The sequence below is a fragment of the Pseudomonas sp. P4795 genome (genome assembly GCF_048822895.1).
In the GTDB taxonomy this organism is placed as follows: Bacteria; Pseudomonadota; Gammaproteobacteria; order Pseudomonadales; family Pseudomonadaceae; genus Aquipseudomonas.
The window spans coordinates 264,028-281,893 of the sequence record NZ_JBMFBT010000007.1; the positions used below are offsets into that span (position 1 = coordinate 264,028).

Here is a 17,866-nt window from a genome sequence, read left to right on the forward strand (position 1 = left end):
GCCTTGGGCGCTGTTCCAACGAGAACAGCACGGACATAACAACAATAAACCGTCAAAGGGGCTTCACTAATGCGTAAACCAGAACTCGCCGCTGCAATCGCTGAAAAAGCAGATCTGACCAAAGAACAGGCCAACCGCGTACTTAACGCCGTTCTCGAAGAAATCACCGGCGCCCTGCACCGCAAGGACAGCGTGACGCTGGTAGGCTTCGGCACTTTCCTGCAACGCCATCGCGGTGCCCGCACCGGCAAAAACCCGCAAACCGGTGAGCCGGTGAAGATCAAGGCCAGCAACACCGTCGCCTTCAAGCCAGGCAAGTCGTTGAAAGACAGCGTCAATCCATAATTGCGCCGAACTCCCTGAATAACGGGGAGAACCGCAATAAAAAATGGGCATTCCGATTCAGTCGGATGCCCATTTTTTATGCTTCAAGGAAACTGCGGCTCAAGCGGAGAAGAAGTACCGCGTCAGGTGAAAGAAGATTGGTGCCGCGAAACAGATCGAGTCCATGCGGTCGAGCATGCCGCCGTGGCCCTTGATCATCGTGCCCCAGTCCTTGGCACTCAGGCTGCGCTTGATCGCCGACATGACCAGCCCGCCGAGGAAGCCCATCACCACGATCACCAGCGACATCAGCAGCGATTCCCAGAAGCTGAACGGCGTCATCCAGAACATGCAGCCGCCGATCAACGTCGCGGACAAACCGCCGCCAACCAGGCCTTCGACGGTTTTCGACGGGCTCACCAGCGGCGCAACCTTGTGTTTGCCAAAGAGCTTGCCGAATACGTACTGCAACACGTCGCTCATCTGCACCACGAACACCAGATAGAACAGCAGCAACGCGTTCTGCCCGTGGAAACCTTGCAGATCCAGCAGCAACAGCGCCGGCGCGTGGCTGATGCAATAGATGCAGATCATCACCCCCCACTGAATCTTCGCCGTGCGCTCGAGAAAGGCCTCGGTGTCCTGGCTGAGCACGGCAATTGCCGGCAGCAACAGGAACGCATACACCGGCACCAGCAAGGTGAACATCGAGTACCAGTGGCTGCCGATCAGCAGGTATTGCAGCGGGATCAGGATGAAAAACGCCGAGAACAGCGCGTTATGGTCACCGCGCGCGGTCGGTGTCAGGGTGATGAACTCGCGCAGGGCAAACAGCGAGATGAACGCGAACAGCACCACCGTGGCATTCGGCCCAAGCAACCACGACACGAAGAAGATGATGACCATGCCCCACCAGGCATTTACGCGCTGGTTGAGGTTTTCGATGGTCGAGATCGAGCTCTCGGACGTCGCCCGCCGCGCCAGTACATAACCAACCAGCGACGCCACGGCCAGCAGGCCGGCAATGGCCGCGAAGAACCAGAGGAATTTGGTTTCCAGACTCATTTCGACAACCTCACGATGGCGTCACGCGCGCGCTCCAGGAATGCTTGCTTGTCCTCATCGGCAATCCTTGGCAGTGGATCGCCGATGCGGATGGTGCAGATGATCGGCAGCGGCACATGCTTGCCTTTGGGCATCGAGCGATGCAGGTTTTCCAGGTAGATCGGCACCAGATCGACGTCCGGGAAGCTCTCGGCCAAACGGAAAATCCCCGATTTGAATTCCGCCGGCAGCGCCTGAGTCGAGCGCGTACCTTCGGGGAAAATGATGATCGAATGCCCGGCGCGGACCACGTCGAAAATCGGCTCCAGTACGTTCACACCCGGCGCTGGATTGCGCTCGATCAGCACCGCGTTCAAACCCTTCTGCGAGATGTACGACAGAAAGCGGTTCTTGCCCCAGTAATCGGCGGCGGCCACCGGCTTCACATTGCGACGCGCCTCGGGCGGCAGGGCGGCGATGATCGCCAGGGTGTCCATGTGGCTGGTGTGGTTGGCGTAGTAGATGCGCTGACGGCTGAGGTCCGGCGGACTCTCCCAGCGCGCCGTAACGCCGATCAACAAGCGCAGCACTGAAATCAGCGCATTACTGATCCACATGAGCGTTCTCCTTCAACTGTCTGGAGATGGTCAGCGTGCGCGTTGCGCAAGTGGCTACCGAACCGATGGCAATGATCGTCAGCGCGATCAGCAATACATAGTGCGTCGCATAAAAACTCGTTTCGACCGCGTTCAACAGCAACCCGACGGTCATCAGCGCCATACGGTGTTGTTTGGCCATTGGCCCGATGAAACTCTGCTTGAGCCCGAGCGAACCGCCGAACACCCGCACATAAGCAGTAAGCGCCGCAGCCAGCGCAGCAAACCAACCCAGATCGGATTGGCCAATGGCGTAACCCAGCCCAACGATCAGCAGACTGTCTGCGACCCGATCGGGAAACTCGTTGTACAGACTGCCGATCGCCGACTGCTTGCCACCTTCAATCGCCACCATGCCATCGAACAGATTGCACAACAGCCGCAACTGAATGGCGACAGCGCAGCAGATCGAGCCGACCACGCCGTTGTCGATGTTCAGCGCCAGCGCGCCGAGCAGCGCAAAGACCATGCTCACCACGGAAATCTGATTCGGGGAGATGTCTCTGTTCACCAGTACTTCGGTGAAGCGCTTGGCCCAACCCGCCGAGCGCGTGTTGATGGGCCTTCTGTTTTCATCCATTTGCCAATGTCCATATCAATGATGAGCAATCGCCATCAAGTGACGGCGGGCGACAATATAAGGGCTTTCTTGTTCGGCAACGCTATTAAGTCAAGAAACAATTCGATGTAAGTACATTCGTCGGTAACTGTCAGATCATTTTCGAGAAAAGTGTTCTCTTTCGGTAAGTCTGTAAGTGTCCGCGACATGTGCGAGGCGGCCTGACGAAGCACTAGAGATTGTATGCAATATAAAATGGCATCAAATTGATGGCACTTTTCCCGATTGCTGCTGTCTTGCACGATTTGTTGATAGAAGCTCGTCGGTTTTAGGAATATTCCTACTTCTATTTCTTACCAGTGTTGTCATGATGTTGCCCGCCGTTGTGGAACGAACGTTCGAATTCATGGGGTTGCGAGACGCTCTAGCTCAAGGCTTGCGGAGGATTAGGCGAATTTGGTCAAATTCAAACGGGTATCGGGGAAAACCCTGCGCGATATAGGGCGATCTCCTACACACTCCAATGAACACTTCGTCTTGTTGTTTAATCGGATGCTTGCTAGTGGCCATCATTGTGATTACGATGCGCGCACTTGAAAGAGCACAAACTCAATTGGATGAGTCTCCAAACTGCTCTTCGATACAGTCCCGCGCCGCGGCAATTCCAATAGGCGCACGACCGTTATCCAAATCAAAGGCCATGGATGTCCTACTCAAGCAAACTTTCCGCCCATTACCTCGAACTCGCCAAAGTCTCTGTTTCCAAAGAGAATTTCGCGGGCGAAGACGTTCGTTTTTCGAGCGAATTCGAGGCGCTGGAAAGTGAGCTGGCCAAAGCCTCGTCAATGCACGAAAGCGGGCAGATCGACTGGCTGAAAATCCGCGAAAACAGTGAATCCCTGCTGCGCACTCAATCCAAGGATTTGCGCGTCGGCGCCTGGCTGACGTGGGCGCTGTATCAGCGCGAATCCTTCCCCGGGCTGCTCGCCGGCCTCGGTCTGCTGCACCACTTGTCGGAAAACCACTGGCCCGACATACATCCGCTCAAGGCCCGCACCCGTGCCGCCGCCATTGGCTGGCTGGTGCCGCGTCTGGAGCAAGTGCTCACCGAAAACATTGCGATTAAAGAACAGCTGCCGATGTTCCGGCAGTTGTCCGAGCATCTGTCTGGCCTCGAAGCGGCGTGTACCGAACATTTGGGCGATGACGCGCCGTTGTTGCTGCCGATCGCCCGTCGCCTGAAATCGATGATCCAGCGTGCCGCCGACAACCAGCCGGAACCGGGCATGGTCGGCGCGGCCGTGGCCCAGGTGAAACAGGCCGCCGCCCAGTTGCTCACCCCCGGCGCGCCGATCGACAACGAAAAAGATGCCTACAAAGCCCTGCGCGCCCAGCAAGACAGCGCGCGTCCGTTGTGTGCCTGGTGGCTCAAGCAGAAAGCCACCGACCTGCGCGCCCTGCGCCTCAATCGCACCTTGCTGTGGATGACCATCGACCAGGTTCCGGAGCGTAACGCCGAGCAGATCACCGTGCTGCGCGGGTTGCCGGTGGACAAACTCAAGCAGTATCAGGATCGCTTCGATCAGGGCAAATACGCCGACCTGCTGGTGGAACTGGAGGCGAGTCTGGCGAAGGCGCCGTTCTGGTTCGATGGCCAGCGAATGGTCTGGGAATGCCTGCAGAACCTCAACGCCGAGCTGGCCATGCGCGAAGTGGAAATCCACTTCGCGCTTTTGATTCAGCGCCTGCCCGGCATCGCCGAGTTGCGTTTCCATGACGGCGCGCCGTTTGCCGATCCGTCCACCCGGGCGTGGATCGCCGCCAACGTCATGCCGCACCTGCAAAGCGCCAGTGCGCCGCGCAAGGTCGAGACCGACGTCGAAACCCAGCCAGCCTGGGAAAAAGCCCTCGAAGAAGTCCTGCCGATCCTGCGCAAGGAAGGCCTCAAGCCTGCCGTGCAGATCCTCAAGCAGGGCCTGCAAGCTGCCCAGGGCGGGCGAGTGCGCTTCTTCTGGCAGTTCGCCCTCGCACGGCTGTGCTTCATGGCCAAGAAATACGAACTGGCCAAGAACCAGCTGGAAACCCTCGATCAGACATTACAGGACTCAGGCCTGCACGCCTGGGAGCCCGATCTTGCATTGGAAGTGCTGCACCTGCTGCACAGTTGCTGCGAGTTGTTGCCGCAGAACCATGCCGTACGTGAACGCAAGGAAGAGATTTATCGCAGGCTGTGCCACCTCGATCTCGAAGTGGTACTCGAATAGGCCCCAGGGCCACAACCGCAAGGAGAAAAGCCATGGCCAAAGAAGGCTCGGTAGCCCCCAAGGAACGCATCAACGTCACTTTCAAACCCGCCACCGGCGGTGCTCAGGAAGAGATCGAACTGCCGCTGAAACTGCTGGCAATCGGTGACTACACCCACCGCAAGGACGAGCGCAAGATCGAAGATCGCAAGCCGATCAGCATCGACAAGATGACCTTCGACGAAGTGCTGGCCAAGCAAGAGCTCAGCCTGACGATGAACGTGCCGAACCGTCTGCAAGAAGAAGGCAGCACTGAAGAGTTGGGCGTGCAACTGCGCGTCAATTCGATGAAGGACTTCAACCCGGCCAGCCTGGTCGAGCAAGTGCCTGAGCTGAAAAAGCTGATGGAACTGCGCGACGCGCTGGTGGCCCTCAAAGGCCCGCTGGGTAACGCCCCTGCTTTCCGTAAAGCCATCGAAGGCGTACTCGCCGACGACGAATCCCGCGGTCGCGTACTCGGTGAGCTGGGCCTGAACGCCGCAGCCACGGACGCCTGAACCCAGCAGCCAAGGAAGCCAAAAAATGAGCACTAGCGCAGCACAAGAGAAAGGCGCCGCCAGCGGCGAGTACAGCATTCTCGACAGCATCATCGCCGAAACCCGCCTGACGCCGGACGACGAAGCCTACGACATCGCCAAACGCGGCGTGTCGGCTTTCATCGAAGAGCTGCTCAAGCCGCAGAACAACGGTGAGCCGGTCAAGAAAGCCATGGTTGACCGCATGATCGCCGAGATCGATGCCAAGCTCAGCCGTCAGATGGACGAAATCCTGCACCACCCGGACTTCCAGGCGCTGGAATCGGCATGGCGTGGTCTGCAGTTGCTGGTCGATCGCACCAACTTCCGCGAAAACATCAAGATCGAAATCCTCAACGTTTCCAAAGAGGATCTGCTGGACGATTTCGAAGATTCGCCGGAAGTCATGCAGTCGGGCCTGTACAAGCACATCTACACCGCTGAATACGGCCAGTTCGGTGGTCAGCCGGTTGGCGCGATCATCGCCAACTACTACATGTCCCCAAGCTCGCCGGACGTGAAACTGATGCAGTACGTGTCCAGCGTAGCCTGCATGTCCCACGCGCCGTTCATCGCCGCTGCCGGTCCGAAATTCTTCGGCCTGGAAAGCTTCACCGGCCTGCCGGATCTGAAAGATCTGAAAGACCACTTCGAAGGCCCGCAATTCGCCAAATGGCAGAGCTTCCGTACTTCGGAAGACTCCCGCTACGTTGGCCTGACCGTGCCACGTTTCCTGCTGCGTAACCCGTACGATCCGGAAGAAAACCCGGTCAAGTCGTTCGTGTACAAGGAAACCGTTGCCAACAGCCACGAGCACTACCTGTGGGGCAACACGGCCTACGCGTTCGGCACCAAGCTGACCGACAGCTTCGCCAAATTCCGCTGGTGCCCGAACATCATCGGCCCGCAGAGCGGTGGTGCTGTTGAAGACCTGCCGTTGCACCATTTCGAAAGCATGGGCGAAATCGAAACCAAGATTCCTACGGAAGTGTTGGTTAGCGACCGTCGTGAATACGAACTGGCCGAGGAAGGCTTCATCTCCCTGACCATGCGTAAAGGCTCCGACAACGCGGCGTTCTTCTCCGCGAGCTCGGTGCAGAAGCCGAAGTTCTTCGGCATCAGCGCAGAAGGCAAGGCCGCAGAGCTGAACTACAAGCTCGGCACCCAACTGCCGTACATGATGATCGTCAACCGCCTTGCTCACTACTTGAAAGTGCTGCAGCGCGAGCAACTCGGTTCGTGGAAAGAACGTACCGACCTCGAGCTGGAACTCAACAAGTGGATCCGTCAGTACGTTGCCGACCAGGAAAACCCAAGCGCCGAAGTACGTGGCCGTCGTCCGCTGCGCGCTGCGCAAATCATCGTCAGCGACGTTGAAGGCGAGCCTGGTTGGTACCGCGTGAGCTTGAACGTGCGTCCGCACTTCAAGTACATGGGTGCCGATTTCACCCTGTCGCTGGTTGGCAAGCTGGACAAAGAGTAAGAGCGACTCATGGACGGATACGGCAGCCTTTTCGAACGCCTCAATGGCGATGCAGAAAAACGCAAAGGCAGGAGCCTCGAAGCTTCTGCCATGGCGTCTGTGGCTGCCCATCTGGCCAAAATGCTCAGCACCCGGGCCGGCAGCGTGCAAACGCTGTCCGACTACGGGTTGCCCGATCTCAATGACATGCGCCTGAGCCTGCACGACTCCCTGAGTCAGGCCCGCCTGGCCATCGAAAGCTTCATCGAAGCCTACGAACCGCGCCTGAGCAACGTGCGTGTCATTTCCCTGCCGCGTGACAACGACCAACTGCGCCTCGCCTTCAGCATCGAAGGCCTGCTCGAAGTAGCCGGTTTCAAGCGTCAGGTCAGTTTTTCCGCGCGCCTGGATGGCAGCGGTCAAGTGAAGGTCAACTAAGGAGAACCCCGATGTCTGGCAAACCCGCAGCACGCGTATCCGACCCCACTGCTTGCCCGCTCCCCGGCCACGGCACTAACCCGATCGCCGCCGGTTCTTGCGACGTGTTCTTCGACGGCCTCGCGGCCGCCCGTGAAGGCGATGCCTCCCCGTGTGGTGGTGCGATGTCCGGCGGCTTGGCGACCACTGTGTTGATCAACGGCAAACCTGCTGCGACGGTTGATTCGGTAGGCACCCATGGCAACAAAGTCACTGCTGGTTCCGGGACGGTGATTATCGGCAATTCTCATTCGCCGGCGCCGTTTGTGCCGCCGTTGCCGGTGGAGCTCAATTGGCCTTTTACCCAGCACTTCGTAGCGCGTAATCCGAGAACGGGCGCTCCGGTTGCAAACCGTGCGTACACACTGCGAACGGCTTCCGGCAAAGAAATCAAAGGCGTTACTGACTCACAGGGTAAAACGGCGCCAATTGCATCCCATTTGGCTGAAAGCGTCACGCTTACCTTCGAACCCCAGTCTTCGCTCGTGATTGCATAGGGTTCATGACATGACCGCACCAGCACCACTCACGACCCAGCTCACCCCTTCTTCTGACAAGACGCCAGTGGAAGTGCCCGTGGACGAATTCCAGATCACGGATATTCCCGGTGCCATGAGAAAAATGTGCTGGGTGCAGGCTGCTCGACTGATGCAACGCTGGTTCGATGGCCAGCCTTACGAAATGACTATTGACGAAAAGGAAGGGCGTCTTGACGTTAAGCAACTTACTCCAGAAAAACTGTTTGATGATCTGGACTTTGACTGGTTGAGCAGTGCGTCACCGCATACAGGTGACGATGTAAAAGAGTTGCTCGAAAAAGCGTCGTATTCCAGTCAATACAACGAGCTGATTGGGCGTGTCAAAGGATTGAATCAACTGGCGCCTGGTCTTTTGCAGTTTATGACGCGTTTGAGAGATCTCGGGATTCTTGATCAGGCAAGCTTGGATCTGAAAACCGGCGAGTACGATTTCAGCTCAATGAGTGCCAAAGAGCTGGAGGTGACCTCGCAGTATAATCGCAGGTCTATCGGGATTGCTAAGTGGGAAAGAGTTAGTAATCCATTGGATGACGTTTATGGAACGTTGGGTGGGTTTTCTGTCAAGTTTGCTGTTACCAAGTTTTCAACAGTCTCGAAAACCAAAAAAACACCGGCGACTTTGCACATCGAAGAGATTGGTTGCTACATACGTGATACGTATGAGTTTTTGAATGACAGCAGTAAGGATCAGCCGCTTGGATACTGGAGCTTTGAAAGCGGCGTGAAAGGGTTGACTGCGTTGGGTCGAGATACATTTGAGGCTGATGGTCAGCTGTATCACAAGGTAACGAACGAAAGCTTCAATCAGTACCGTGCTCTACATGGTAAAGGTGGCGATTTATTTGTTTACTCGACCGTGAAGAAGTTGCCGACATCCATTTCCTTTCGTTTCATGAATGCTGATTTCGGTGAGTTCGTGGCGAGAGCGAAGCCGATGGTAACGTCATGATCAGTGCTAACAGAAAACGAGGAGTTTTTCTGCTGCTGGCTATGTCATTGCTTCTGGCGATGCTTCTCGCGCTGAAAGCGTACAGTTCTCTGGTTGCAAAGCCATTAAAAACGTATGTGAGTGAATCTGGTAAATGCTACATCGCCAGATATGCAGCTGATTATGAGTTTTTGGGGGTTGCGGGAAGTTTGTTGGAGCTATTCAGTAGTCAATCCTTCTATCGGGTTTACTCTATGGAAGGAGAACTTATAAAAACATCGGAGTGGTATTTATGGATGCGAGAGGGGGATTCAGGCGTTGCGCCGGAGTTTCATGGCGAGATGATCTTGTATCCGGGTTCTGAGGGTTGGGAAAGTTGGATAATTCCAGAATGTCGATAATGGCCGGCCGGACTTGCGCATGAATAGTCGTCAAGTTATTGGTGTGGCCGTGCATGCGCTTGCCTGCGTGCTCTACATCGTGCTCAACCACTTCGCCGTGCCGGTCTACAAACAGCTCGTGGGCGGACTGACCTCCCGTGGCGTAGCCATCGGTATGGGCATGTACCTCATTTTTTACTTTTTCGTTTTCCTGAATTTTGTGCTGGTCTTCATCAATCGTCTCGCCATCAAGTTTGGCGTGGCGATCTTCATGATGCTGGCGATCCTGTTTTACATGCTCCCGCAGTATCCCGTTCGTGGCATGGCGTATTGCGCGCTGGCTGGCGGTTTGACGATGGCCGCGATTGTGCTGAGTCACCTCTTGAATGCAGCCGTTGTCCGCCTGCGCAGGGAACAGGGAGCGGTTCAATCGTGATGCACAAACGTCGAACCCTTTCGTCTCTCGTGTTGACTCCGAGCCTGATCGCCAGCTTCGCAGGGCTGATGGGGTTGTTGTTGGCGGGCGTAGTGCTTGCCACACCGGTTTTTTCCAACGCCTTGATGTTGCTCATGGATCGCACCAACTTCATCCCGACAGAGTCGTCGGTCTGGGTGTTCGAGCCTTACGAAATCAATCAAGGCTCCTCGTCCTACTGGCTCTATGGTGAGGATCGGGTCAACTACTACCATTTTGCTTACACCCCCGAAAACGCTTACCGGGTGATCGGCAAAAACAATCAATGCGTGGGCTTCGACAAGCGTGATGTGCGTACCTGGTGCACACCATGACGTGGCAGCGGGTGTGGAAATGGCTCAATCATCTACTGAGTCTGATCGGAGCATTAGCCATCATCGCGGTCGTGATGGTCGCGATCAGGTTGAGCTGGAGTCATTCGAAAAATCCAGTATTGCCCAGTTACCCCGATGCGGTGTGGCGCGGTGCCGAGGACGGTGGCGACTTCATCGAAATTACCCGTTCGATGCCGCCGGACTACTTCATTGAGGTGCGCTCAGAGGACGGCAGTCTCGTCAAACAAGGCTGGGTGCGCTTCGCTACCCACGATGGCAAACCGTTGACGATGAACCGCGTCAGCGCGACCGACGGTGAATACCTTTTCATCGATTCGTACGTGCCGATCACCGCAAGCAAGGGAGGGCAGATCCAGTGAAATTTCGCTCTTGCCAGACGATGGTGCTGTCGGTTTGCCGAGCTGAAGATGGTGGCTCGCCAATGATCAATGCAGCGGACGATATGCCCAAGCTCAGTCGCGCGCAGCTGAATTTCTTCATGGCTGCCTTGTGGTGGCCATTGCTGGTGGTGCTGGCGATTTCTACTTACGGCCTGTGGAGTGGCTTGTACACGACGTACGATTCATCCCATACCTATTGGGAATTTCTCTTGTGGTGGGGTATTCCCGGGCTTTTGGGGTTTGCGCTCTGGATGTCTCGATCCGCGAAAAGCAGAACCGAGCAACAAGCGCTGCGGATGGTCTGGTGGGCGCCCGTGAAGTTCATCCCCTTTTACATCGTGCCATGGGTGATTTATGGCGTGTGCTGTTTGATCGCTGGGCAGTCTCAAGACGCCTATATGGCGTTCGGCCTGATCATGATTGTGCCTTACCTACTCATCGGCGGTTACGTGTGTGCCGCAGCAACGGTCGCGGTCTACAGGATATTTTTTTGATGAGTTCCACTACCAGGCAGGTAACCCGTGTCCTTTAACCACTACTACCAAAGCGAACTCACCGCTCTGCGCCAACTCGGTCGCCGTTTCGCCGAGCGTAGTCCGGCGTTGGCGCCGTTTCTGGGCCAGGCCGGGCGGGATCCGGATGTGGAGCGGTTGCTCGAGGGCTTTGCGTTTCTGACCGGGCGTCTGCGTCAGAAACTCGATGACGAGCTGCCGGAGCTCAGCCATTCGCTGATGCAATTGCTCTGGCCGAACTACATGCGTCCGCTGCCGGCGTTCAGCATTCTGCAGTTCGATCCGCTCAAGCGTTCCGGGCCGGCGCTGCGGGTCGAGCGGGATACGCCGATTGAAAGCGTACCGATTGAAGACGTGCGTTGCCGCTTCCGCACCTGCTACCCGACCGAAGTTCTGCCGCTGGAACTGGCCGGGCTTGTGTACTCGGTGAAGGGCGACGGTTCGCTGCTGAGCCTGCGTCTGGATATGACCGCCGACGGCCACCTAGGCGAGCTGGAACTGAGCAAACTGCGCCTGCACTTCGCTGGCGAGCGCTACATCAGCCAGATGCTTTACCTGAGCCTGCTGCGCAACCTCGAAGGCATCGAGCTGATCCCGCTCGACGGCGCCGGCAAGCCAATCGACGGTGTCGGTGGCAAGCCGATGGCGTTCAAGATCTCCGGTGACAAGGTCAAACCGGTGGGCTTTGCCGAAGAAGAAGCGTTGATCCCGTATCCGCTGAACACCTTCCGAGGCTATCGCTACCTGCAGGAATATTTCGCCTTCCAGGACAAGTTCCTGTTCGTCGATGTCCACGGTCTCGACATCCTCAAAGCGCTGCCGGAAGACACCCTCAAGCAGATGCGCGGCCTGGAAATACGCTTCGACATTCGCAAGAGCGGCATCATGCGCATGCGTCCGACGCTGGATAACGTGAAGCTGTTCTGCACGCCGATTGTCAATCTGTTCGAACACGACGCGCTGCCGATTCGCCTCGATGGCAAACAGGATGAATACCTGCTGCTGCCAGCCGAATACGATCTGGAAAACTGCGGCGTGTTTTCGGTGGAAACCGTGACCGGCTGGAAGCCCGGTGGTCTCGGTTATCAGGATTACGTGCCGTTCGAATCCTTCGAGCACGACCCGAGTTTCGACGTGCCCAACAGCCGTCCGCATTACAGCATCCGCCAGCGTTCGTCCCTGCTGCACGACGGCCTCGACACCTACTTGAGCTTCGGCATCCGCCACACCGAAGCCCACGAAACCCTGTCGATCGAGCTGACCTGCACCAACCAGAACCTGCCGCGCAAGCTCAAGCTCGGCGACATCTGCATGGCCTGCGAAGACACCCCGGAGTTCTTGAGTTTCCGCAACATCACGCCAGCCACTTCAAGTTTTGCGCCGCCGCTGAATCGCGACTTCCTGTGGAAGCTGATCAGCAACATGTCGCTTAACTATCTGTCGCTGGCCGACGTTAATGCGTTGAAGGTAATTCTCGAAACCTACGACCTGCCGCGCTATTACGACCAGCACGCGGAGAAGGTCAGCAAACGCCTGCTCGGCGGGCTCAAACACATCAAACATCATCACGTCGATCGGCTGCACCGTGGCTTGCCGGTGCGCGGTTTGCGCACCGAACTGACCATCGACCCGGAAGGGTATATCGGCGAAGGCGACCTGTTCGTTTTCGCTTCGGTTCTTAACGAGTTTTTCGCGCTTTACGCCAGTCTCAATTCGTTTCACGAGCTGCGGGTAAAAAGCACACAGGGAGAGGTGTACCAATGGACACCACGTATGGGCCTGCAGCCCCTGCTTTAAGCGGGCTGACCCGGGTAATACGCGAGTACTCGCTGTTTCAGGCCGTGCTGCTGGTGATCGATCGGCTGCGCGATGCACACCCGCACCTGAGCGAAGACGATCTCTACGATCAGGTCGAGTTCCAGGCCAACCCGAGCCTCGGATTTCCGCGCAGCGACGTTGATCGCGTGGAGTTTTTCGAAGAACACGGGCAGTTGCGCGCGCGCGTGCGTTTCAACCTGATCGGTCTGGTCGGTTCCGGTTCGCCGCTGCCGGCGTTCTACGGCGAACAGGCGTTGGGCGACAGCGAAGACGGCAACCCGACGCGCAACTTCCTCGACCTGTTCCACCATCGCCTGCAACGTTTGATGCTGCCGATCTGGCGCAAGTATCGCTATCGCGCGAGCTTCCAGAGCGGTGCAATCGACCCGTTCTCGTCGCAGCTGTTTGCGTTGATCGGTCTGGGCGGCGAAGAGATTCGCAAGGCCAAGGAACTCAACTGGAAACGCCTGCTGCCGTACCTCGGTTTGCTCAGCTTGCGGGCGCACTCGGCGGCGTTGATCGAAGCCGTTCTGCGTTACTACTTCAAGCACGAAGACCTGGTCATCGAGCAGTGCATCGAGCGTCGCGTCGACATTCTCGAAGAGCAGCGCAATCGTTTGGGCCGCGACAACAGCGTGCTTGGCGAAGACCTGGTGCTCGGCGAGCAAGTGCGCGACCGCAGCGGCAAATTCCGCATTCATATCACCCAACTCGACTGGCAGCGCTTTCACGAATTCCTGCCGATCGGGTTTGGTTACCAGCCGCTCTGCGCGCTGGTGCGGTTCACCTTGCGTGACCCGCTCGATTACGACATTCGCCTGGTGCTGCGCCAGGAAGAAATCCGCGAACTGCGCATCGGTGAGCAGAACGCCTGTCGCCTCGGCTGGACCAGTTGGCTGGGCCGCGAAAAAGCGGACGGCGTGGTGACCCTGGGCAGCAAAATTCATTAAGGACGTGAGCCATGATCAACGTAGACCTGCAACAACTCATCCAGGCGCTGGACGCCGAAACCCGCCGCGATCTGGAGCGTTCGGCCGAGCGCTGCGTCGCCCGTGGCGGCAGCAAGATTCTGGTTGAAGACATGCTGCTGGGCTTGCTCGAGCGTCCGAACGGACTGCTCGCGCGCGCGCTGCAAGATGCCGACGTCGACGCCGGTGAACTCAGCGCCGCCCTGCAATCGCGGGTTGAACACAGCGCTTCGCGCAATCCGGTGTTCGCCCCGGAGCTGGTGCAGTGGCTGCAAGACGCGCTGCTGGTGGCCAACCTCGAACTGGGCCAGACCCAGGTCGAAGACGCCGCGCTGATCCTCGCGCTGCTGCGCAACCCGATGCGTTACGCGGGGAGCCGTTACCAGCCGCTGCTGGCCAAACTGAACATTGATCGCCTGAAGGAATTTGCCCTGTCGCAACAGCCGCAATCGGCTGGCAACGGCAAGCCGGCAGCGCAGGGCGAATCACTGCTCGAACGCTTCACCCACAACCTGACTCAACAGGCGCGCGACGGCAAACTCGACCCGGTGCTGTGCCGCGATGGCGCGATCCGCCAGATGGTCGACATCCTTGCGCGTCGCCGCAAAAACAACCCGATCGTGGTCGGTGAAGCCGGTGTCGGTAAGACCGCCATCGTCGAAGGCCTGGCTTCGCGCATCGCTGCCGGTGAAGTGCCACAAGTGCTCAAGGGCGTTGAGCTGTTGTCGCTGGATATGGGCCTGTTGCAGGCCGGCGCCAGCGTCAAAGGTGAATTCGAACGTCGCCTGAAAGGCGTGATCGACGAGGTCAAATCCTCGCCGAAGCCGATCATCCTGTTCATCGACGAAGCGCATACGCTGATCGGCGCGGGCGGCAATGCCGGCGGTTCCGACGCGGCCAACCTGCTGAAACCGGCACTGGCGCGTGGCGAGCTGCGCACCATCGCCGCCACCACGTGGGCCGAGTACAAGAAATACTTCGAGAAAGACCCGGCGCTGGCCCGTCGTTTCCAACCGGTGCAATTGCACGAACCGACCGTCAGCGAAGCAGTGACCATTCTGCGTGGCCTGGCTCAGGTCTACGAGAAGAGCCACGGCATCTACCTGCGTGATGACGCGGTGGTTGCGGCTGCTGAACTGTCCGCGCGTTATCTGGCCGGTCGGCAACTGCCGGACAAAGCCGTCGACGTGCTCGACACCGCGTGCGCCCGAGTGCGCATCAGCCTCGCCGCTGCGCCGGAAAGCCTTGAGCGTTTGCGCGGCGAACTGGCGGAAGGCGGCCGTCAGCGTCAGGCGCTGCGTCGCGATGCTGAAGCCGGTCTGCTGATCGACCACGAAGCGCTGGATGCACTGGAGGCGCGGCTGGAAGAAGCCGAAGACGAAATGGTCGCACTGGAAGCCCTGTGGACCGAGCAAAAGGCCTTCGCCGAGCGCTTGCTGGATCTGCGTCAGCAACTGGCCAAGGCGCGTGAAGCCGCCGCTGTCGAGCCGACGGTCACCGTTGAAGAAGACGCCGAAGGCACCGTGATTGAAACCCACGCTGCCGAAGTCGACGAAGCCCAAAGCGTGGCAGCGCTGGAAGCCCAACTCAACGAAACCCACAGCGCCCTGACTGCCGCTCAAGTCAAAGAACGTCTGGTCAGCTTTGAAGTCTGCCCGCGTCTGGTGGCCGAAGTGATCAGTGCCTGGACCGGCGTGCCATTGGCGCAACTGGCCCGTGAGCACAACGCCAAGGTCGCGAGCTTCGCCACTGATCTGCGCACACGCATTCGTGGTCAGGAACAAGCGGTACACGCACTGGATCGCTCGATGCGCGCCACGGCTGCCGGTCTGAACAAGCCTGACGCGCCGGTCGGCGTGTTCCTGCTGGTCGGCCCGAGCGGCGTCGGCAAGACCGAAACCGCACTGGCGCTGGCTGACTTGCTGTACGGCGGCGACCGTTTCATCACCACCATCAACATGTCTGAATTCCAGGAGAAACACACCGTTTCGCGCCTGATCGGTGCACCGCCGGGCTACGTTGGTTACGGCGAGGGCGGCATGCTCACAGAAGCCGTGCGCCAGAAACCGTACTCGGTGGTGTTGCTCGATGAAGTCGAGAAGGCTGATCCGGACGTGCTCAACCTGTTCTACCAAATCTTCGACAAAGGCGTGGCCAACGATGGCGAAGGGCGCGAGATCGACTTCCGCAACACGTTGATCCTGATGACCTCGAACCTCGGCAGCGACCGCATCAGCGATCTCTGCGAAAACGGCGCGCGACCAACCGCCGAAGTGCTCGAAGAAACCATTCGCCCGGTACTCAGCAAACACTTCAAACCAGCGCTGCTGGCGCGGATGAAAGTGGTGCCGTACTACCCGGTCGGCGGCCCGGTATTGCGCGAGCTGATCGAGATCAAACTCGGCCGTCTCGGCGAGCGACTGAACCGTCGTCAGCTGGAATTCACCTGGTGCCAGAACCTCGTCGATCACCTGTCCGAGCGCTGCACGCAGAGCGACAGTGGCGCGCGTCTGATCGACCATTTGCTCGATCAGCATGTGCTGCCGTTGGTAGCCGACCGCTTGCTCGATGCCATGGCCACCGGTGAAAGCCTCAAGCGCGTGCACGCCACGCTCGACGGCGACGCCAGCGTGATGTGCGAGTTCGCCTGAGGTGGGTGTGATGTTCACTCGAGTGCCGCAGCCACTGGCCTACGCCGAAGCCTTGCTGGCGCAGTTCGCCAGCCTGTCGCGGGCGGCGGACGGTGCTGCGTTGCTGGGTGAATTCGTGCGCGGTCTGGCCGAGCTCAGCGGTTGCGAATTGACGCAGCTGTATCTTCTCGACGCCACGCACACCTGCCTGGGAATGAACGCCGAGTGCCTCGACGGTCAGTTGCAACCACGCGTGTCGGCGAGCCTGCCGGCAGACTACAACGGTGAGCAATTGCTGCAGTTTGCTCTGTGCCAGAACCGCGTGGTCTGCCTCAGCGAGTTGAGCGGCAGCGTGCACGAAACCAGTTTCCTGCCGGCGGCGGTTTTGCCGTGGCAGTCGCTGCTGTGTGTGCCGCTGGTCAATCAGCAGAAGTCGGTCGAAGGCTTGCTGCTGTGCGCGAGTCATCGTGACATCGACCTGCAAGGTTTTGCCGATTCCCTTGGGCAACTGGGTTCTTTCGTGCTCGGCCAACTGCATTTGCTGCAACGCCTGCGTCAGCCAACGGGCGATTCGCGGCCAGCCTCGCACAGCGTGCCGAGCGCCAGCGGTTATGGATTGATCGGCAAAAGTCCGGCGATGCGCCAGACCTATTCGCTGATCAGCAAAGTCCTGCACAGCCCGTACACCGTGCTGTTGCGTGGCGAAACCGGCACCGGCAAGGAAGTCGTGGCGCGGGCGATTCACGATTGCGGCCCGCGTCGCTCGCAGGCATTCATCGTGCAGAACTGCGCGGCGTTCCCGGAAAACCTGCTGGAAAGCGAGCTGTTCGGCTATCGCAAAGGTGCCTTCACCGGTGCCGACCGTGATCGTGCCGGGCTGTTTGATGCAGCTAACGGCGGCACTTTGTTGCTGGATGAAATCGGTGATATGCCGCTGTCGCTGCAAGCCAAATTGCTCCGCGTGTTGCAGGAAGGCGAGATCCGTCCGCTGGGTTCCAACGACACGCACAAGATCGACGTGCGCATCATCGCCGCCACTCACCGTGATCTGTCGGTGCTGGTCAGCGAAGGCAAATTCCGCGAGGACTTGTACTACCGTCTCGCGCAATTCCCGATCGTACTGCCGGCCCTGCGTCAGCGCGAAGGCGACATTCTCGATCTGGCGCGGCACTTCGCCGACAAGGCTTGCGCGTTTTTGCAGCGTGACCCGGTGCGTTGGTCCGAAGAGGCGTTGGAGCATCTGTCCAGTTACACCTTCCCCGGCAACGTGCGCGAACTCAAAGGTCTGGTCGAACGCGCGGTGTTGTTGTGCGAAGGCGGCGAGTTGCTCGCCGAGCATTTCTCGCTGCACATGGAACCGATGTTCGAGGACAACAGCAGCCTCAATCTGCGCGAACGCATGGAGCAGGTCGAACGCAGTCTGCTGCTCGATTGCCTGCGCAAGAACGACGGCAACCAGACCCTCGCCGCCCGCGAACTGGGCCTGCCCCGGCGCACCCTGCTGTACCGCCTCGGCCGCTTGAACATCAACCTGGGTGACTTCGATGGTTGATCTGAAATT

At 58.4% G+C, this 17,866-nt stretch carries 19 protein-coding genes; 16 read left to right on the forward strand and 3 right to left on the reverse strand.

The window, feature by feature from the left end:
- The first annotated feature begins 69 nt into the window (after positions 1-69).
- On the forward strand, positions 70-345 hold the full coding sequence (locus tag ACOI8A_RS21380; RefSeq protein ID WP_003213368.1) for an HU family DNA-binding protein: 276 nt from the start codon (positions 70-72) through the stop codon (positions 343-345).
- A 99-nt stretch (positions 346-444) separates the two neighbouring features.
- Here ACOI8A_RS21380 and ACOI8A_RS21385 read toward each other — a convergent pair whose 3' ends face one another.
- Genes ACOI8A_RS21385 through ACOI8A_RS21395 form a run of 3 tightly spaced genes read right to left on the reverse strand, consistent with a single transcriptional unit; the run spans position 445 to position 2,604 of the window.
- Entirely contained in the window at positions 445-1,389 is a 945-nt protein-coding gene (locus ACOI8A_RS21385; protein WP_420649306.1) for a phosphatidate cytidylyltransferase, read from the reverse strand.
- On the reverse strand, positions 1,386-1,985 hold the full coding sequence (locus tag ACOI8A_RS21390) for a lysophospholipid acyltransferase family protein (protein WP_420649305.1): 600 nt from the start codon (positions 1,983-1,985) through the stop codon (positions 1,386-1,388). The genes ACOI8A_RS21385 and ACOI8A_RS21390 overlap by 4 nt, the downstream gene beginning before the upstream one ends.
- Positions 1,972-2,604, reverse strand: a complete 633-nt coding sequence (locus ACOI8A_RS21395) for a CDP-alcohol phosphatidyltransferase family protein (protein ID WP_420649304.1) — start codon at positions 2,602-2,604, stop codon at positions 1,972-1,974. Before ACOI8A_RS21395 ends, ACOI8A_RS21390 begins: the two co-directional genes overlap by 14 nt.
- 683 nt (positions 2,605-3,287) lie before the next feature.
- Here ACOI8A_RS21395 and tssA point away from each other — a divergent pair.
- From tssA to ACOI8A_RS21470, 15 genes are all read left to right on the forward strand, one after another.
- Positions 3,288-4,847: a type VI secretion system protein TssA gene (gene tssA / locus ACOI8A_RS21400; RefSeq protein ID WP_420649303.1), complete on the forward strand. Its 1,560-nt coding sequence runs from the start codon at positions 3,288-3,290 to the stop codon at positions 4,845-4,847.
- A gap of 32 nt (positions 4,848-4,879) precedes the next feature.
- Positions 4,880-5,383: a type VI secretion system contractile sheath small subunit gene (tssB, locus tag ACOI8A_RS21405; protein ID WP_042561805.1), complete on the forward strand. Its 504-nt coding sequence runs from the start codon at positions 4,880-4,882 to the stop codon at positions 5,381-5,383.
- A gap of 25 nt (positions 5,384-5,408) precedes the next feature.
- Positions 5,409-6,884: a type VI secretion system contractile sheath large subunit gene (gene tssC / locus ACOI8A_RS21410; protein WP_420649302.1), complete on the forward strand. Its 1,476-nt coding sequence runs from the start codon at positions 5,409-5,411 to the stop codon at positions 6,882-6,884.
- Positions 6,885-6,893: 9 nt separating this feature from the next.
- Positions 6,894-7,301 (forward strand): type VI secretion system baseplate subunit TssE, encoded by a 408-nt coding sequence (tssE, locus tag ACOI8A_RS21415; protein WP_420649301.1) that lies wholly within the window; start codon positions 6,894-6,896, stop codon positions 7,299-7,301.
- Positions 7,302-7,312: 11 nt separating this feature from the next.
- A complete protein-coding gene (locus tag ACOI8A_RS21420) occupies positions 7,313-7,837 on the forward strand; it encodes a PAAR domain-containing protein (protein ID WP_420649300.1) in 525 nt (174 codons plus the stop codon).
- 10 nt (positions 7,838-7,847) lie between these two features.
- Positions 7,848-8,828, forward strand: coding sequence for a DUF6402 family protein (locus ACOI8A_RS21425; RefSeq protein ID WP_420649299.1), 981 nt, complete (start codon positions 7,848-7,850; stop codon positions 8,826-8,828).
- Positions 8,825-9,208: a hypothetical protein gene (locus tag ACOI8A_RS21430; protein WP_420649298.1), complete on the forward strand. Its 384-nt coding sequence runs from the start codon at positions 8,825-8,827 to the stop codon at positions 9,206-9,208. The genes ACOI8A_RS21425 and ACOI8A_RS21430 overlap by 4 nt, the downstream gene beginning before the upstream one ends.
- A gap of 19 nt (positions 9,209-9,227) precedes the next feature.
- On the forward strand, positions 9,228-9,623 hold the full coding sequence (locus tag ACOI8A_RS21435) for a hypothetical protein (protein WP_420649297.1): 396 nt from the start codon (positions 9,228-9,230) through the stop codon (positions 9,621-9,623).
- Positions 9,623-9,976 (forward strand): hypothetical protein, encoded by a 354-nt coding sequence (locus ACOI8A_RS21440; protein WP_420649296.1) that lies wholly within the window; start codon positions 9,623-9,625, stop codon positions 9,974-9,976. The genes ACOI8A_RS21435 and ACOI8A_RS21440 overlap by 1 nt, the downstream gene beginning before the upstream one ends.
- Positions 9,973-10,356, forward strand: a complete 384-nt coding sequence (locus ACOI8A_RS21445; RefSeq protein ID WP_420649295.1) for a hypothetical protein — start codon at positions 9,973-9,975, stop codon at positions 10,354-10,356. The genes ACOI8A_RS21440 and ACOI8A_RS21445 overlap by 4 nt, the downstream gene beginning before the upstream one ends.
- A 62-nt stretch (positions 10,357-10,418) precedes the next feature.
- Entirely contained in the window at positions 10,419-10,871 is a 453-nt protein-coding gene (locus ACOI8A_RS21450) for a hypothetical protein (protein WP_420649394.1), read from the forward strand.
- Between the two features lie 27 nt (positions 10,872-10,898).
- Positions 10,899-12,686, forward strand: coding sequence for a type VI secretion system baseplate subunit TssF (gene tssF, locus ACOI8A_RS21455; protein ID WP_420649294.1), 1,788 nt, complete (start codon positions 10,899-10,901; stop codon positions 12,684-12,686).
- Positions 12,650-13,657, forward strand: a complete 1,008-nt coding sequence (gene tssG / locus ACOI8A_RS21460; RefSeq protein WP_420649293.1) for a type VI secretion system baseplate subunit TssG — start codon at positions 12,650-12,652, stop codon at positions 13,655-13,657. The genes tssF and tssG overlap by 37 nt, the downstream gene beginning before the upstream one ends.
- An 11-nt stretch (positions 13,658-13,668) precedes the next feature.
- Positions 13,669-16,326: a type VI secretion system ATPase TssH gene (gene tssH / locus ACOI8A_RS21465; RefSeq protein WP_420649292.1), complete on the forward strand. Its 2,658-nt coding sequence runs from the start codon at positions 13,669-13,671 to the stop codon at positions 16,324-16,326.
- 10 nt (positions 16,327-16,336) lie between these two features.
- Positions 16,337-17,857, forward strand: a complete 1,521-nt coding sequence (locus tag ACOI8A_RS21470) for a sigma-54 interaction domain-containing protein (protein WP_420649291.1) — start codon at positions 16,337-16,339, stop codon at positions 17,855-17,857.
- Positions 17,858-17,866: the final 9 nt, after the last annotated feature.

What these genes read in the sequence shown, in the direction of transcription:
- ACOI8A_RS21380 (WP_003213368.1), top strand. Translation starts at nt 70, where the DNA reads ATGCGTAAACCAGAACTCGCCGCTGCAATCGCTGAAAAAGCAGATCTG.
- ACOI8A_RS21385 (WP_420649306.1), bottom strand. Translation starts at nt 1,389, where the DNA reads ATGAGTCTGGAAACCAAATTCCTCTGGTTCTTCGCGGCCATTGCCGGC.
- ACOI8A_RS21390 (WP_420649305.1), bottom strand. Translation starts at nt 1,985, where the DNA reads ATGTGGATCAGTAATGCGCTGATTTCAGTGCTGCGCTTGTTGATCGGC.
- ACOI8A_RS21395 (WP_420649304.1), bottom strand. Translation starts at nt 2,604, where the DNA reads ATGGATGAAAACAGAAGGCCCATCAACACGCGCTCGGCGGGTTGGGCC.
- tssA (WP_420649303.1), top strand. Translation starts at nt 3,288, where the DNA reads ATGTCCTACTCAAGCAAACTTTCCGCCCATTACCTCGAACTCGCCAAA.
- tssB (WP_042561805.1), top strand. Translation starts at nt 4,880, where the DNA reads ATGGCCAAAGAAGGCTCGGTAGCCCCCAAGGAACGCATCAACGTCACT.
- tssC (WP_420649302.1), top strand. Translation starts at nt 5,409, where the DNA reads ATGAGCACTAGCGCAGCACAAGAGAAAGGCGCCGCCAGCGGCGAGTAC.
- tssE (WP_420649301.1), top strand. Translation starts at nt 6,894, where the DNA reads ATGGACGGATACGGCAGCCTTTTCGAACGCCTCAATGGCGATGCAGAA.
- ACOI8A_RS21420 (WP_420649300.1), top strand. Translation starts at nt 7,313, where the DNA reads ATGTCTGGCAAACCCGCAGCACGCGTATCCGACCCCACTGCTTGCCCG.
- ACOI8A_RS21425 (WP_420649299.1), top strand. Translation starts at nt 7,848, where the DNA reads ATGACCGCACCAGCACCACTCACGACCCAGCTCACCCCTTCTTCTGAC.
- ACOI8A_RS21430 (WP_420649298.1), top strand. Translation starts at nt 8,825, where the DNA reads ATGATCAGTGCTAACAGAAAACGAGGAGTTTTTCTGCTGCTGGCTATG.
- ACOI8A_RS21435 (WP_420649297.1), top strand. Translation starts at nt 9,228, where the DNA reads ATGAATAGTCGTCAAGTTATTGGTGTGGCCGTGCATGCGCTTGCCTGC.
- ACOI8A_RS21440 (WP_420649296.1), top strand. Translation starts at nt 9,623, where the DNA reads ATGCACAAACGTCGAACCCTTTCGTCTCTCGTGTTGACTCCGAGCCTG.
- ACOI8A_RS21445 (WP_420649295.1), top strand. Translation starts at nt 9,973, where the DNA reads ATGACGTGGCAGCGGGTGTGGAAATGGCTCAATCATCTACTGAGTCTG.
- ACOI8A_RS21450 (WP_420649394.1), top strand. Translation starts at nt 10,419, where the DNA reads ATGATCAATGCAGCGGACGATATGCCCAAGCTCAGTCGCGCGCAGCTG.
- tssG (WP_420649293.1), top strand. Translation starts at nt 12,650, where the DNA reads ATGGACACCACGTATGGGCCTGCAGCCCCTGCTTTAAGCGGGCTGACC.
- tssH (WP_420649292.1), top strand. Translation starts at nt 13,669, where the DNA reads ATGATCAACGTAGACCTGCAACAACTCATCCAGGCGCTGGACGCCGAA.
- ACOI8A_RS21470 (WP_420649291.1), top strand. Translation starts at nt 16,337, where the DNA reads ATGTTCACTCGAGTGCCGCAGCCACTGGCCTACGCCGAAGCCTTGCTG.